At 55.7% G+C, this 14,189-nt stretch carries 12 protein-coding genes; 3 read left to right on the top strand and 9 right to left on the bottom strand.

Annotated elements, in window-relative coordinates; all coding sequences use genetic code 11:
- Window positions 1–26 precede the first annotated feature (26 nt).
- The 5 genes from ACN0XZ_RS11060 to ACN0XZ_RS11080 are packed head-to-tail and all read right to left on the bottom strand — an operon-like array spanning window position 27 to window position 5,087.
- Window positions 27–434 (bottom strand): cytidine deaminase, encoded by a 408-nt coding sequence (locus ACN0XZ_RS11060; RefSeq protein ID WP_417457820.1) that lies wholly within the window; start codon window positions 432–434, stop codon window positions 27–29.
- 2 nt (window positions 435–436) lie between these two features.
- Window positions 437–1,411, bottom strand: coding sequence for an ABC transporter permease (locus ACN0XZ_RS11065; protein WP_417457821.1), 975 nt, complete (start codon window positions 1,409–1,411; stop codon window positions 437–439).
- Window positions 1,408–2,511, bottom strand: a complete 1,104-nt coding sequence (locus tag ACN0XZ_RS11070) for an ABC transporter permease (RefSeq protein ID WP_417457822.1) — start codon at window positions 2,509–2,511, stop codon at window positions 1,408–1,410. The genes ACN0XZ_RS11065 and ACN0XZ_RS11070 overlap by 4 nt, the downstream gene beginning before the upstream one ends.
- Complete coding sequence (locus ACN0XZ_RS11075) at window positions 2,511–4,046, bottom strand: ABC transporter ATP-binding protein (protein WP_417457823.1); 1,536 nt, start codon at window positions 4,044–4,046, stop codon at window positions 2,511–2,513. Before ACN0XZ_RS11075 ends, ACN0XZ_RS11070 begins: the two co-directional genes overlap by 1 nt.
- Window positions 4,047–4,070: 24 nt before the next feature.
- Complete coding sequence (locus ACN0XZ_RS11080; protein WP_417457824.1) at window positions 4,071–5,087, bottom strand: BMP family lipoprotein; 1,017 nt, start codon at window positions 5,085–5,087, stop codon at window positions 4,071–4,073.
- Between the two features lie 201 nt (window positions 5,088–5,288).
- Here ACN0XZ_RS11080 and upp point away from each other — a divergent pair, with 201 nt between their 5' ends.
- Genes upp through ACN0XZ_RS11095 form a run of 3 tightly spaced genes read left to right on the top strand, consistent with a single transcriptional unit; the run spans window position 5,289 to window position 7,344 of the window.
- Window positions 5,289–5,927: a uracil phosphoribosyltransferase gene (upp, locus tag ACN0XZ_RS11085; RefSeq protein ID WP_417457825.1), complete on the top strand. Its 639-nt coding sequence runs from the start codon at window positions 5,289–5,291 to the stop codon at window positions 5,925–5,927.
- A gap of 5 nt (window positions 5,928–5,932) precedes the next feature.
- On the top strand, window positions 5,933–6,487 hold the full coding sequence (locus tag ACN0XZ_RS11090) for a phosphoribosyltransferase (RefSeq protein WP_417457826.1): 555 nt from the start codon (window positions 5,933–5,935) through the stop codon (window positions 6,485–6,487).
- A 38-nt stretch (window positions 6,488–6,525) separates the two neighbouring features.
- Complete coding sequence (locus tag ACN0XZ_RS11095; protein WP_417457827.1) at window positions 6,526–7,344, top strand: purine-nucleoside phosphorylase; 819 nt, start codon at window positions 6,526–6,528, stop codon at window positions 7,342–7,344.
- Window positions 7,345–7,413: 69 nt separating this feature from the next.
- On the opposite strand, the gene ACN0XZ_RS11100 is transcribed toward ACN0XZ_RS11095, so the two are convergent.
- From ACN0XZ_RS11100 to ACN0XZ_RS11115, 4 genes are all read right to left on the bottom strand, one after another.
- Complete coding sequence (locus ACN0XZ_RS11100) at window positions 7,414–9,822, bottom strand: aldehyde dehydrogenase family protein (RefSeq protein WP_417457828.1); 2,409 nt, start codon at window positions 9,820–9,822, stop codon at window positions 7,414–7,416.
- 11 nt (window positions 9,823–9,833) lie between these two features.
- A complete protein-coding gene (deoC, locus tag ACN0XZ_RS11105) occupies window positions 9,834–10,805 on the bottom strand; it encodes a deoxyribose-phosphate aldolase (RefSeq protein WP_417457829.1) in 972 nt (323 codons plus the stop codon).
- A 56-nt stretch (window positions 10,806–10,861) separates the two neighbouring features.
- On the bottom strand, window positions 10,862–12,481 hold the full coding sequence (locus tag ACN0XZ_RS11110) for a hypothetical protein (RefSeq protein WP_417457830.1): 1,620 nt from the start codon (window positions 12,479–12,481) through the stop codon (window positions 10,862–10,864).
- 63 nt (window positions 12,482–12,544) lie between these two features.
- Complete coding sequence (locus ACN0XZ_RS11115) at window positions 12,545–14,095, bottom strand: adenosine deaminase (RefSeq protein WP_417457831.1); 1,551 nt, start codon at window positions 14,093–14,095, stop codon at window positions 12,545–12,547.
- Window positions 14,096–14,189: the final 94 nt, after the last annotated feature.

Here is a 14,189-nt window from a genome sequence, read left to right on the forward strand (position 1 = left end):
ACTTCCTCTGCTTCTCAGCGTTCTGGTTATTCAGAAAGGTTTTCAGGCCCGAACGAGTGCGGCAACAGCTCTGCGCTCGTGGTTTCCAACAATACGGTGCCTTTGTGGTCAACAATTGTGACAGGTGCACCAGCCTGGCCCGCAAACTCGCGTATCTGCTGCCTGCAACCGCCACACGGGGTGCATACATGCGTGCCTGGCCCGGCGATCACGATATGCTTGATCTGGTTTGCACCCTGCATGACCATGTTACCGATGGCATTGGCTTCCGCACAAAAGCTGAGCGGATAGGCTGCGTTCTCGACATTGCAGCCCGAAACTACCACACCACCGGTTGTGAGGAGCGCCGCGCCAACCGGGTGGCGGGAATATGGCGCATAGGCTTTCGCCTGCGCTTCAAGCGCTGCATCTATCAGCTTACTCACATCCGCCATGCCTAATGATCCTTCTCATAGGGTATGCCACTTGCTTTTGGCGCGTCCATCTTGCCCGCAAAACCGGCAAGGATGATGACCGTGAGCACATAGGGCAGCATGATGGTAAACTGTACCGGCACCTCACCAATCAGGGGCAGGCTTTCCCCCTGCAGGCGTCCCTGAAGGGCATCAACGAAGCCAAAAAGCAAACAAGCTAGCAAGGTTGGCACTGGCTTCCAACGGCCGAAAATCATCGCGGCTAGCGCCAGATAGCCTTTGCCTGCAGACATATCACGAATGAACGCTGCGCCCATGCCGGTCGATAGTACAACACCGGAAAGGCCACACAGCACGCCTGCAATTAGCATCGCCTGATAGCGCAGTTTGGTGACAGATATGCCCGCCGTGTCAACCGCTTCGGGGTTTTCTCCCACCGCACGAAGCCGCAAACCAAAGCGCGTGCGGTAAAGCATCCATGCAATCAACGGAATGATGAAGACCGTCATATAGGTAATGAGATTGTGGCCCGATATGATCTCGCTATATAGCTGGCCAACGACCGGCACGTCATGCAGGCTTTCCGCAAACGGCCACTTGATCGCACTGAAGCGTGCTTCATCACCCAGAAGCGGGGTCTGACCACCCTGATGGAACCAGAAGTTCGCGAGCGTGGGCGCGAGGCCCGCAACCGCGATGTTAATCGCCATGCCAGAGACGATCTGATTACCGCGCTGCGCGATCGAAACATATCCATGGATAAGCGCCAGCATAACGGATGCCAGCACACCAGCCACAAGCCCCGCCCACGGCGAACCTGTGACAGCGGCCGCAGCGGCGGCGGCAAACGCAGCCCCAAGCATTTTACCCTCAAGGCCAATATCGACGATGCCCGCGCGCTCAGCTACAAGACCAGCGAGACCGGCCAGCACCAGCGGGGTTGCTGTACGCAGCGTGCTATCGACAAGGAGCGTCAGGTCGGTCAAAAACTCGATCATGCCGCCTTCCTCTCGAACCGCAGGAACAGGCGTTCAATCGGGTCTCTGAACAAATGTTCCATCGCCCCGGCGAACAGGATCACCAACCCCTGGATCATCACGATCAAGTCACGGGTAATATTCGGCATTTCAAATGCCAACTCCGCGCCGCCCTGATACAAGGCCCCAAAAAGGATAGCAGCAAGCACAATACCGACAGGATGGTTGCGCCCCATAAACGCCACGGCAATCCCCACAAAACCGTAACCAAGCGTGAAGTTACCGATCAGGCGGTGCTGCTCACCCAATATCTCATTCAGCCCCATCATGCCCGCAAGCGCGCCCGAGACCATCATCGCAACAATGGTCATGCGCGCCACCGGCACACCTGCAAAACGCGCGGCACTGTGGTTTTTGCCAACAACCCGCAACTCATATCCAAACCGTGTGCGGTTGAGCGCAAACCAGACCGCCAACACACAAAGAAGCGCAATAAGAGCTGAAACATTCAGCGGGCTTTCTTCAAAGCTTATCCCAAACGCACCAAAAAGCTCATGCATGGGGGTAAGGCTTGCGCCTTCGGGGAAGTCCGCGCTCTCAGGCATCTGGCCGCCCGGGCGCTGTAGTGGGCCGACGAGCAGGTAGGCGAGAAGCGCCGACGCGATAAAATTGAACATGATGGTGGTGATAACAATATGGCTGCCCCGTTTGGCCTGTAACCATGCCGGGATAAAAGCCCAAGCCGCCCCGAATAGCGCGGCCCCGATGATACCTGCGAAGGCCGCAAGCATCGGTGCGTCGCCACCCACCATAAAGACCGCGAGCGTCAGGCCGAGGCCACCGAGCATCGCCTGCCCTTCACCACCGATATTGAAAAGCCCCGCGTGATAAGCGACGGAAACCGCGAGCCCCGTGAAGACAAAATTGGTGGCATAATAGAAGGTGTAACCCGTGGCCTCTTCAAAACCAAAGGCTCCTTCCCACATCAAGGAAAGAGCATAGAAGGGATCCTCACCCAACCCCCAGATCACAAGACCAGAGACGATGAACGCCGCGAGCAGGTTCAGCGCGGGCAACAGGCCCGCTTCTGCCCACAATGGCAATTTGGATGCGCGCGCCATTAGCCGGTCATCCTTTTTTCGCCCGCCATCATCAGGCCCAAGGTTTGCTCGTCCGCATCCTCGACCTTTAGCGTACCAACAATCTCACCCTCGCACATGACAGCGATACGATCAGAAATCGCGAGCAACTCATCAAGGTCGGCCGAAACCACCAGAATGGCTTTGCCTGAGTTCCTGAGTGTAGTGATCTGGTCATGAATCCTGGTTACAGCGCCGATATCGACACCCCGCGTAGGCTGGCCGATAACCATAAGCTGCGGGTCTCGCGCAATCTCGCGTGCGATCACAAGCTTTTGCTGGTTTCCGCCAGAGAATGACCCGATAGCAAGGTTTGGATTGCGCGGCCGCACGTCCTGGCTTTCAAAATAGCTGGCGGCTATGGCCGCGATATCCTTCAGCTTCAAGAGACCGCGATGAGAAAAATCACTCTCCCGCTGGTACCCTAGAATTGCGTTTTCCCGCGCAGACATGCTTTCCACCACACCGGTTTTCAGCCTATCTTCCGCCACATGTGCCATACCCATACGCCGAAGAGTTATCGGGTCAGTGGTTGTGGTGCTGTCAGCGATTATTTTATCGCCATAAGTCACTGTCCCTTCGTTCACCGCGCGCAGCCCAGTGATCACTTCCAGAAGTTCGGTCTGCCCATTGCCCGCCACACCGGCGATACCCAGAACCTCACCGTCGCGTACTTCAAGCGATACAGCCTTCAAGGCATGGTGGCCTCTGTCATCCGACGCCGAAACACCCTCAAGCGACAGACGAACCGGGTGGCCGGAGACCTCCGTCCGGCTCGCAGCGCGGGCGATTTTTGCCCCAACCATCAACTCCGCAAGCTCGGATGCCGAGGTCTCCGCTGTTTTTTTGAGCGCCACAATCTTACCTGCCCGCATCACGGTCACATCGTCTGTAATCGCCATGATCTCATGAAGCTTATGGGTTACGAAAAGAACCGTTTTCCCTTGTGCTTTAAGTTGGCGGATAAGCTCAAAAAGCTGTTCGGTTTCCTGTGGGGTCAGCACCGCAGTGGGTTCATCAAGGATGAGTGTTTCCGCACCTTTGTAGAGGGCTTTCAGTATCTCAGCCCGCTGGCGCACACCAACGGAGAGATTTTCAACAGGCTCATCAAACGGCAGGTCAAAGCCGAACTTACTTTCAAGCGTTTTCAACTTTTCGCGCGCGGCTGCTTTGGCAATGTGCAGGTTTGATGCGCCTTCAGCACCAAGGATGATATTCTCTAAAACCGTAAAAGGTTCCACCAGCATGAAGTGCTGGTGGACCATGCCAATACCCGCGGCCATGGCCGCCATGGGGTTCGGGAAATGGCTATGCTTGCCGTCTACCAGAATGTCGCCGCTGTCTGGCTGATAGAAGCCGAACAGCATCTTGAGAAGGGTCGATTTACCGGCGCCATTTTCGCCAACAATGCCGTGAACTGTGCCCTTCGCCACATGTAGCGACAGGCCATCATTCGCGCGCACATCCCCAAAATGTTTAGAAAGCTCTCTGGTTTCTATAGCCAACATCTGGGTCATGGGAGTAGGTGCCTGCCTTAAACTCTAGTGACCGGAGTTGCTGCCAGCGACATCACCAACAGAGATTTCACCGCTGATAATAGCTGCGCGGGCAGCCTCAAGCGCGGTTTTCATCTCTTCAGTGATCAAACTCTGGTTATGCTCATCAACAGCATAATCCACACCGCCAGCCTCAAGCCCCATCACGCGGTGACCGGGCTGCCATGCGCCTTCGCTCACTTCTTTCATTGCAGTATAAACCGCAAGGTCAACCCGCTTGAGCATGCTGGTAAGAACCGAGCCAGGCGCCACATGGTTCTGGTTGCTGTCTACACCGATCGCGAGCTTGCCGCTGTCTTTCGCGGCCTGAATAACACCAAGACCAGACGGACCAGCAGCGGAGAAGATAATATCAGCACCTCTGGCATATTGGCTGCGCGCCATCTCAGACGCCTTAATAGGGTCATTCCATGCGCTCGGGGTAGTGCCGACATAGTTCTCAATAATCGTCATGTCATCGCGCACATAGGCGATGCCTTCGCGGTAGCCCTGTTCAAACCGACGGATGAGCGGAATATCCATACCACCGATAAAACCTACGGTGCCTGATTCGCTTTTCATCGCCGCGATCATGCCCACAAGGAAGGAACCTTCGTTTTCTTTAAAGGTGATGGACTGCACGTTGGGGAGATCAATGATCGCATCGATCACCGTGAATTTCACGTCCGGATACTGGCTCGCTACGTTACGCACAGCCACGGAGTATCCAACCCCTACGGCCACAATAAGGTCTGCTTTACGGCGGGCAAAACGCTTGAGCGCTTGCTCATACTGAGTTTCGCTGGAAGGCTCGAAGTCGCGGAAATCCGCGCCTGTTTCTTCCTTGAAGCGTGCAGCCCCCACATAGGCCGCCTCGTTGAAGGATTTATCGAACTTACCGCCAATATCATAGAGAAGCACAGGCTGAACCTCAGCCGCCTGAACAGCACCCACTGTGGCCCACGCAGCCATCGCCCCCAAGGCCAGCGCTTTCAAGCAAAATGCCTTCACCGAATTAGTCATGTATTTGTCACTCCCAGACAGCATAAAGTTGAGCGGAAAATTGCGTCTACATTTATGCCCTTATATTGTGGATCGGCGCAAGGGAACCAGAGCAGGACCGGTGGGTCAACCATTTTTGACGTTTTGGTCAAGATTAGGTCGACATTTGCGGCCCATGCCCCTATGAAATGGACATTTCCGGTTGGTGACGGAGTCTGAAGAATGACCCAAAATGTTACGGTGGTGGACCATCCTCTGGTTCAGCACAAGCTTACGCTGATGCGGCGCAAGGAAGCGAGTACAGCGGAGTTTAGAAAGCTTCTGCGTGAGATTGGCCTCTTTTTAGGCTATGAGGCGCTCAGGGATTTGCCCCTAGGCAAAATCCAGATTGATACGCCGATCTGCACCACAGAAGCGCCTGTGCTTGCGGGCAAGAAGCTGACCTTCATCTCGGTACTGAGGGCGGGCGATGGCCTCCTTGGCCCCATGCTGGACTTGGTGCCTAGCGCGCGTGTTGGCCAGATTGGCCTCGCGCGTGATGAAGAAACGCTTCAACCCACGAAATATTTCTTTAAAGTACCAAACGATCTGACAGACCGGTTGAATGTGGTCCTGGACCCCATGCTGGCAACCGGTCATTCAGCAGTTCGGGCTGTTCAGGAAATCAAGGACGCTGGCGCTGTCGACATCAAATTTGTCTGCCTGCTGGCGGCACCAGAAGGCATCAAAACCTTCACTGAAGCGCACCCGGACGTGCCTGTTGTTACCGGCGCGATTGATGAAAGGCTGAATGAAAAAGCCTATATCGTGCCCGGCCTTGGCGATGCTGGCGACCGACTGTTTGGAACCAAAGGGGCTTAAGAAGTATGAGCGTTACCAAAAAATATGTAACCGCACAGGAACTCCTGGACGATTCGTTCCAGCTTGGCATTCAAATCCTGAAAAGCGATTTCCGGCCAAAATTTATTGTTGGCGTTTGGCGTGGCGGTACCCCAACCGGCATCGCTGTGCAGGAGATCATGGATTATTACGGTGTGCACACCGACCATATCGCCATCCGCACCTCTAGCTACATTGGTATGCAGCAGCAAAAAGAAGTGAAGGTTCACGGCCTTGAATACATCATCAACAACATCAACGCAGAAGACAGCCTTCTGATCGTTGACGATGTGTTCGATAGTGGCCGCTCGATTGATGCAATCGTCAACCACCTCAAGGCCAAATGCCGCCGCAATACGCCCGAAGTGATCAAGATCGCGACCGTATTTTATAAGCCTGAGCGGAACGTCACCAATCTGGTGCCTGATTTCTATTGTCATGAAACTGACGACTGGCTTGTGTTCCCTCATGAACTTTCGGACATGACCAAAGAAGAAATCAAAAACCACAAGGGCCTTGTTCTGCCCGAGATTGAAGTCTGATCAAGCCTGCTGAACGGGGCAAGCCAAGGGGAAAAGTAATGAGCTTTGAGGACGTGCAAACCTGTGCAGGTTTTATTCGTGAACGTTTCAGCGGTGAGATGCCAACACTCGCGATGGTGCTCGGAAGCGGCCTGAACAGCCTCGCCGATGCCATCGAAGATGCCACGGTTTTTTCATATGCTGACCTGCCCGGTTTCCCAAAACCAACGGTGGAAGGCCATGCGGGCCGCATGCTGATTGGCAGGCTTGGTGGCAAAGCGGTTATTTGCATGCAGGGCCGCGCCCATGCTTATGAAGGGCATTCTGAAGAGAAAGTTGGTTTTGCAACACGTGTTCTATGGGCGCTGGGTGTTGAAATCCTGGTGCTCACCAACGCAGCGGGCAGCCTACGCGTGGAAGTTGGGCCGGGCAGCCTGATGGCGATTACGGACCACATCAATTTCTCAGGCTTCAACCCGCTTGTGGGCGTGAACGATGACCGCTTCGGCCCGCGTTTCCCGGATGTGACCGAGGCATGGAACAAAAAGCTCACCAAAAAGCTTCACAAATGCGCCACCAGCCTGAACATCGACCTGCACGACGGTGTGTACCTGATGGCCAAAGGCCCGAACTTTGAAACACCGGCAGAGATCCGCGCGTTCAAGGTGTTGGGCGCGGACGCGGTTGGCATGTCTACCGTGCCGGAGTGCCTTGTGGCCAAACATGGCGGCATGAAGGTTGTGGGCATCAGCTCCATCACCAATCTGGCGGCAGGCATGCAGGCGGAACTCACCCACCATGAAACCATGGAATATGGTGCAATTGCCGCCGTAAACCTCGAGAAACTTCTCCGCGCTTTTGTGGATGAAGTGCTCTAATTTTTGCAGATAAGACAAGAAAAAGCCCCAGGAATAACCCCGGGGCTTTTTACTACCTGTATGCAGGCTCTAATACGACTTGCCGCCCTCGTTCGCGTCACCATATGGCACCCAGATGTTTTTCACATCCGTTGCCCGGCCCATCATGGCACGTGCTGACATCTGCTCAGAGCTTGTGAAATCATAAGCTTTGCCGTAGTTGAGCCACGCCCGCTTCATGTTATCTGCTGCTGCTTCCTCAACAGCTTTGGAGCCCTCGCGGCTACCGAAGTACCAGATACCATCCACGCCATAATGCTTCGCGAGTGGCATCGCCATCTCGTCGCGCTTCCCGGTGACGATATTCACCACGCCGCCCGGCAGGTCTGAGGTTTCAAGGATTTGGTAGAAGTCAGTTGCCAGGAGCGGGTAACGCTCTGACGGCACGATCACCGCCGTGTTACCGCCCGCAACCGCATAGGCCATCAGCGTCACAAAACCAAGAAGTGGGCTTTCGTCCGGGCAGATAATGCCAAGCGTGCCGATTGCTTCGTTCATCGCAAGTGCAACACCCCGCATTGGCGGGCTGTGCACGGCGCCGTCATGCTTGTCAGCAATCGCGGCGGCAGAGAACAGCCGTTCAACCGAAAGCTCAACCTCACGCATGGCAGCCTTTTCCGTCGCCCCCGTGAGGGTCATGAGCCGCTCGGTAAACTCGTCCGCGCGATAGCTCAGGTTCTCAGCAATGTAATAAAGGATTTGTGCCTTGAGGTGTGCCGTGGTGCCAGCCCAACCGGCGGCCTTGGTCGCAGCCTCAACGGCGTTACGGATATCCTTGTAGTTCCCCTCGCCCACAAGGCTGACGAGGTTTCCCTTTTTGTCGACCACGGCTTTGCTGTCACCGCCGTCAGGCCGTGCTTGTTTACCGCCGATATACATCTTTGCGGTTCGGTCCAACCCCGGCATGCCGGTGCCAGCTTTGGGCATGCTGGCCGCCTTGGGTGCATCAATCGGCGCCCAATCTTTAAGACCCGCTTCAAATTTTGGCTTGAGATAGGCGAGCATGCCTTCGCGGCCGCCTTCCCGGCCGAACCCGCTTTCCCGGTAGCCGCCAAAGCCCACGGCCGCATCAAACATATTGGTGCCATTGATCCACACTACGCCGGCTTTCAAGGCTGGTGCCACTTCAAGCGCGCGGTTCAGGTTTTCTGACCATACCGTTGCCGCGAGGCCATAGCGTGTGTTGTTGCCAAGCGCCACAGCTTCTGCTTGCGTGCGGAAGGTAATGGCTGTCAGCACCGGGCCAAACACTTCTTCCTTAAAGAGGGTGTTATCAGTGCCCACATCCATTGCTAGCGTTGGTGGATAAAATACACCCTCGCCCGGCATGGTGCAGGGTGCTTGCCAAATCGTTGCCCCTTCACTTTCGCCTTGGCGAACAAGGCTCTCAATGCGGTCTTTCTGCTCCTGATCAACCACGGCGCCAATGTCGATGCATTTATCAAGGCTATGGCCAACCCGGAGTGCGGCCATGCGGTGCTTCAGCTTTTCAAAGAAACGATCGGCGATGCCTTCCTGTACAAGAAGACGTGAGCCAGCGCAGCACACCTGCCCCTGGTTGAACCAGATAGCGTCCACAAGGCCTTCAATCGCGCCGTCAATGTCTGCATCCTCAAACACGATGTAGGGCGACTTACCACCAAGCTCGAGCGTCAGCTTTTTGCCTGAGCCCGCAATGGCACGGCGGATGATTTTCCCAACCTCTGTGGAGCCTGTGAAAGCAACCTTATCGACGTCCGAGTTCACAAGCATGGCGCCGGTGTCCCCTTCGCCGGTAATAATATTCACCACACCTTTAGGGAGGCCCGCTTCCACGCAAAGCTCTGCAAACTTAAGCGCAGTGAGCGAGGTAAACTCAGCCGGTTTCATCACCACGGTATTACCCGCGGCCAAAGCCGGCGCAATCTTCCAAGCTAGCATCAGAAGCGGGAAGTTCCATGGGATAACCTGCCCCGCAACACCAATCGCCTCATGAGATGGGAACTCTTCATCCATCAACTGCGCCCACCCGGCGTGGTGATAGAAGTGGCGCGCCACCAAGGGGATATCAATATCCCGGCTTTCGCGGATCGGCTTACCGTTATCAAGGCTCTCGAGCACCGAAAGCACACGACTGTGTTTTTGCACCAACCGTGCCAGCGCGTACAGGTAACGCGCGCGGCCATGCCCGCCCAAAAGCGCCCAACGCCCCTGCGCTTTGCGCGCAGCAGCAACCGCCGCGTCAACTTCGTCTTGGCCGGCGGCGGTAATATCAGCCAGCTTTTCGCCTGTTGCAGGACTGTAGGTGGCGAATGTTTTTGCGCCCTTTGGCTTTACCCATTCACCGTCAATAAACAGGCCAAAGCTATGGCCGTTAGCTTCAAGCCAGGCATCAACATTTTTGCGGCTTTCCGGTGCAGGGCTATAGTCCATGCTCTCAAAACTTTCTTTGATTGTCATCTGGCCCTCCCTTAGCCCATTGGATGGCGATATGCCGCCGAGTAGCCGCCAAAGGCATGATATTCTAACTGCCGCTCAAGATCGCCAAGAAGGCTGGATGCCCCAAAGCGGAACAGCTCCGGCTCGAGCCATGCCCGGCCAAGTTCTTCCTTCACAAGCGTGAGGTACGCCACAGCATCCTTTGCGGTTTTGATGCCGCCGGCAGGTTTGTACCCAACCCTGATACCGGTGCGGTCGTAAAAGTCGCGGATCTGCCGCATCATCACAAGGCTCACAGGAAGGGTCGCATTCACGCCTTCCATCCCGGTGGATGTCTTGATGAAGTCTGAGCCTGCCATCATCGCAACCATGGAGGCTTTCGCGACCTGGTTAAGGCTGCCGTGCTCCCCTGTCGCCAGGATGGTTTTCATGTGAGCAGAACCGCACGCTGCCTTGAAGGCTTTCACTTCCTCATAAAGCGCTTCCCAGTTGCCGGTCAGCACGTTCGAGCGTGTTACCACGATATCGATCTCTTTGGCGCCCGCGTCGACCGACCGGCGGATTTCCTCAAGCTTGGTCTCAAGCGGCGCAAGACCTGCCGGGAAGCCAGTGGACACCGCAGCGATTGGCACCGTTGACCCCTCCAGCACTTTCGCGGCCTCCGCCACCATAGCGTGATAGACACACACGGCGCCTGTGGTAAGCCCCATGTCAGCCATTCCGAACACATCAAGGATATCGCGCCTTACCGGGCTCATCGCCTTCTGGCACAGGCGTTTCACGCGGCCTGCCGTGTCGTCTCCCGCAAGGGTTGTCAAATCAATGCAACTGATTGCCTTCAGCATGAATGCGATCTGTGCGTCTTTTTTGACAGACCGGCGGGTGCCTATGGTGCCCGTGCGGCGCTCGACCGCACTTTTGTTGACGCGGATACTGTCCAGCCAGTCGGCATGGAAGCTGGTGCCCTGATTAACACAGGTCTCAGGTCTCGTCGCAGAAGTCATCATCTGTCCCGGTATTGGTTAAACTCGTGACTAAAAGCCAGTTCCTGACCATAAGGTCAAGAACTTGTTTTCGCCGGTTCGTCGTTTTTGATAAAACCGGCCGCATAGAGCATCAAACCCGCAATCAGGTAACCCGCAGCGAGACGGTGCGCCAGCACCTCCGCACCGCCAAGGCTTGGAATAGCCCACGGCAGATACATCTCTGATGTTGGCATGACCGAATGGATGATACCAAATTCCGTGCACAAGGCCGCCGCAAAAGCGGCGCATGCCGCGCGGGTCATCTTGCGGTCAATGATCCAGACAATCATGGCACCCCAAATAAGGCTGGTGAGAATATAGCCCCGTGCCATGGCACCAAGCAGCATATAACCCGCGAGCCACTCTTGTGTGAGCAGCCCATCCGCCACGTTCACAACCCTACCGTACAAGTCTGACACTTTTGTGTGCGCATAGTTGAGGATCGCGGGCACCGTTGCAAACAGTAGTGCTGGCGCGTGCCGCGCGTCTCCGCCCGCAAACGCTAGGCGCAGGATATCGCTCGCGACAACCACAAGGATTGGCTTCAACACCGCTTCAGGGATCAGCTGTGACGCAAGCTCGATAATACCCAGGAAACCAATAACCGTGACAACTGCGGTCGCACCCAGCGCATAGCCAGTGCGCGCACCCATGCGCTTATATGTAGCGTGGCCAAAGTATGGGGTAGTTTGCACAACACCACCAAAAAGCGCGCTGACGGCCGTTGCTGCAGCATCAAGCCGCACAACTTTCCCCGCATCAAACTCATCCCCCGCAATACGGGCACCGGCCACCACATTCACCGCACTGGCGGCAATAAGCAGCGCAAAAGGCACAATGATACCAAGCTGGTTGGTCACATCCCCAAACACCGCCAGATAACCTTCAATTGTTGGCATTGGCAGCACGGGCCGGAAATCTACCGCGACATTGATCACATAGCCTTCACCCGCGCCTGCAAACGCCAACACATAATAAAGGATTGTGCCAGCAACTATCGCGAGGATCGAACCCGGCATGTTAAAGGGCAGCCTGTGGCCAGCGATCAGCGCAAAGGCCATAATCACCAGCGACACAATGCCAACTTCCGGCAAGGTGAAAATGCCATATATCGCCTCGGCCCCTAGCCATACAGTGGCGATACCGGCCATTGCCCCCACAAGCGCCATTTGCGGCAGTTGTTGCTGCATTGCACGGCCAAAATAGGAAAGACCAAACTTGATCGCCGCCATCCAGACCGTCGCGGCCATACCCAAAATCCAGGCCTTGTCCGCAGCCGCCTCAATGCCCATGGCCTCCACATTCATGGCGTAGGTCGGGCCGATGATGAAGAAACACATGCCAAAAAGGGTAGGCAGGTCCATCCCCAGCGGAATGCTGGTCAGCTTGGGGTTGCCTGTTTCCGCAACCGTTTTTTTGGTAAGCCAAGCAAACACGAGGTTGCCGAAAATGATACCAACGATAGCGCCCGGAATAATACGGGAGAAGATATGTTCCGCCGGGAAACTGAACGCGCCCATCAGCACGCTCGCGAGCACAAACATATTCACAGTCACATCCAGAAAAAAGGCAACGCCTGCGTTCAGGTCCGCTGAAAACTGAGAGGGTGGCGGCGCAACCCCGCCCAGCGATCCTGTTTTGTTACTATCGGCCATATTGTCCCCTAACTTCCCTTATCTCCCACACCGCCCCCGCGGCATGAAATGTCGTTCGATTGATTAATTGAAGGAGGTGCGTTTGCGCACCGGTATACGCATATTGTCCTCAAAGGAGCGGAACCGCTCCTCAAGCTTCCATTGCATGCGCGCTTTCTCACTTTCATCCAGCAGCGCCTGACAAGCTGCACCGGGGTCTTGCCCCGCATTCACATCCCGCGAGCAGGCTTCACTATCCCAAAGGTTGCCACCGGGCAGGAAACTATATGTCAGCGCGTTGCGTGACGTGTGTCTGAGCTCAAAATACGGCACGTCATACTCTGTATAAAAGCGCATGTATTCGTGGGTCAGATCAATGCGTGATACGCCCTCGTCGTCGGTTGACAACGCATAAGGCACAAGCATGTCACGGTATAGCGCAAGCGGATGCTCGGTACCGGAAACGCCAAGGATCGTATCGTTGCTGGTGAGGTTGATCTCAACCATGATCTTGTTGTCGACCATGTGCTTGATCAGGCCTTCCATATCGCGCTCATAAACAATGGCGATGCCGTGGCCGATACGTTTGGCATGCCCGATCTCGATCGCCTCACGCATGTGGAAGGTCAACTGATAAGGGCGCACGAGGCCAAGCGTCAGCTCGCCTGCATGCAGCGCTACGTTCCGTGGACCAAGGTTGGTATAGAGATGATCAATCATGCGCATATGAAGCGTGTAGTCACGCAGTGCGCGATAGCCATCTTCAGGTGCCACCAGGTTTATGCCAACCACTGAGGGCTCATCGGCCATCAGTTGCCAACCAAGGATAAACTGGCCAAATACCATCGCGGGCTCAAACTCCCGAACCACTTGGTGCAGCAAACGAATTTCCACATCACAGCCCGCATCAGGTGCATTGCTACCACAGCCGAGAAGCTTGTCTTTCTTGGCATAAGCCGCCGCGATCTGTTTGCGGGCTGATGCCACAAGTTCCGGCATTGCGGCGCCGAACTTACCCTTCATCAGGGTATTATAGTCCGCATTCAGGTCACCCGAGAGCTTGATGTCACCGAGCAGCGGAAACAGCTCCGGGAAGATGATGGTTTCCATCAGCTCAAGGTACAGAATGTTCTGCCGCCCTGCCCGCTTCGCCACTTCAGCCAACTGGTCGCCAAGCCGCTTGGGTGAGGCCGCGATGCGGGGGAAGGTCGCAAAAAAGTCGTTGTGGCCAGACCAGTTCAGCGTCGGCACATAAGAGCGATTGGAAAGCGAGTTGATGATCTCCCTGCGGTGATCTTCATTCACCCGAGCCTCCTCCGCCGCAATCCATCCACTGGCGGCACAGCTCTCTTTCTCTTTGAAACGTAGTGCGGGCACACTCATGTCGGCACAGAGGCCGTCTTCCGCCGCCCAGTCGAGCCACGATTCGGCATAGACGGCACCACGCAGATGATTGTGCAGATCGCCGCCTTTCGGGAAACTTTCCATAACGGGCCGCAGGCGGCCATTCTCAGCTGACCAGGCCAGTACATCACCTGCCGTGCGGGCCTTAAGGGCGCGCAAATCATCGGCTTCCGCTGACGGGCGGCACAGGAGAGCCACAACCAAAAGCACCGTAAAACCGATGGTCCGCATATTTTCCTCCCTCAAGGCTTGCCGAAGCCAGACGAACTGCCTAGGCTCGCGCCACACCATATCCCAACATTCGGGCAAATAACATAAGACAGAT

This window comes from Kordiimonas sp. (genome assembly GCF_048264555.1).
Classification (GTDB): domain Bacteria; phylum Pseudomonadota; class Alphaproteobacteria; order Sphingomonadales; family Kordiimonadaceae; genus Kordiimonas.

Bases quoted from the DNA above. Each gene is read 5' to 3' on its own strand.
- ACN0XZ_RS11060 (WP_417457820.1), bottom strand. From the start codon at position 434: ATGGCGGATGTGAGTAAGCTGATAGATGCAGCGCTTGAAGCGCAGGCG.
- ACN0XZ_RS11065 (WP_417457821.1), bottom strand. From the start codon at position 1,411: ATGATCGAGTTTTTGACCGACCTGACGCTCCTTGTCGATAGCACGCTG.
- ACN0XZ_RS11070 (WP_417457822.1), bottom strand. From the start codon at position 2,511: ATGGCGCGCGCATCCAAATTGCCATTGTGGGCAGAAGCGGGCCTGTTG.
- ACN0XZ_RS11075 (WP_417457823.1), bottom strand. From the start codon at position 4,046: ATGACCCAGATGTTGGCTATAGAAACCAGAGAGCTTTCTAAACATTTT.
- ACN0XZ_RS11080 (WP_417457824.1), bottom strand. From the start codon at position 5,087: ATGACTAATTCGGTGAAGGCATTTTGCTTGAAAGCGCTGGCCTTGGGG.
- upp (WP_417457825.1), top strand. From the start codon at position 5,289: ATGACCCAAAATGTTACGGTGGTGGACCATCCTCTGGTTCAGCACAAG.
- ACN0XZ_RS11090 (WP_417457826.1), top strand. From the start codon at position 5,933: ATGAGCGTTACCAAAAAATATGTAACCGCACAGGAACTCCTGGACGAT.
- ACN0XZ_RS11095 (WP_417457827.1), top strand. From the start codon at position 6,526: ATGAGCTTTGAGGACGTGCAAACCTGTGCAGGTTTTATTCGTGAACGT.
- ACN0XZ_RS11100 (WP_417457828.1), bottom strand. From the start codon at position 9,822: ATGACAATCAAAGAAAGTTTTGAGAGCATGGACTATAGCCCTGCACCG.
- deoC (WP_417457829.1), bottom strand. From the start codon at position 10,805: ATGACTTCTGCGACGAGACCTGAGACCTGTGTTAATCAGGGCACCAGC.
- ACN0XZ_RS11110 (WP_417457830.1), bottom strand. From the start codon at position 12,481: ATGGCCGATAGTAACAAAACAGGATCGCTGGGCGGGGTTGCGCCGCCA.
- ACN0XZ_RS11115 (WP_417457831.1), bottom strand. From the start codon at position 14,095: ATGCGGACCATCGGTTTTACGGTGCTTTTGGTTGTGGCTCTCCTGTGC.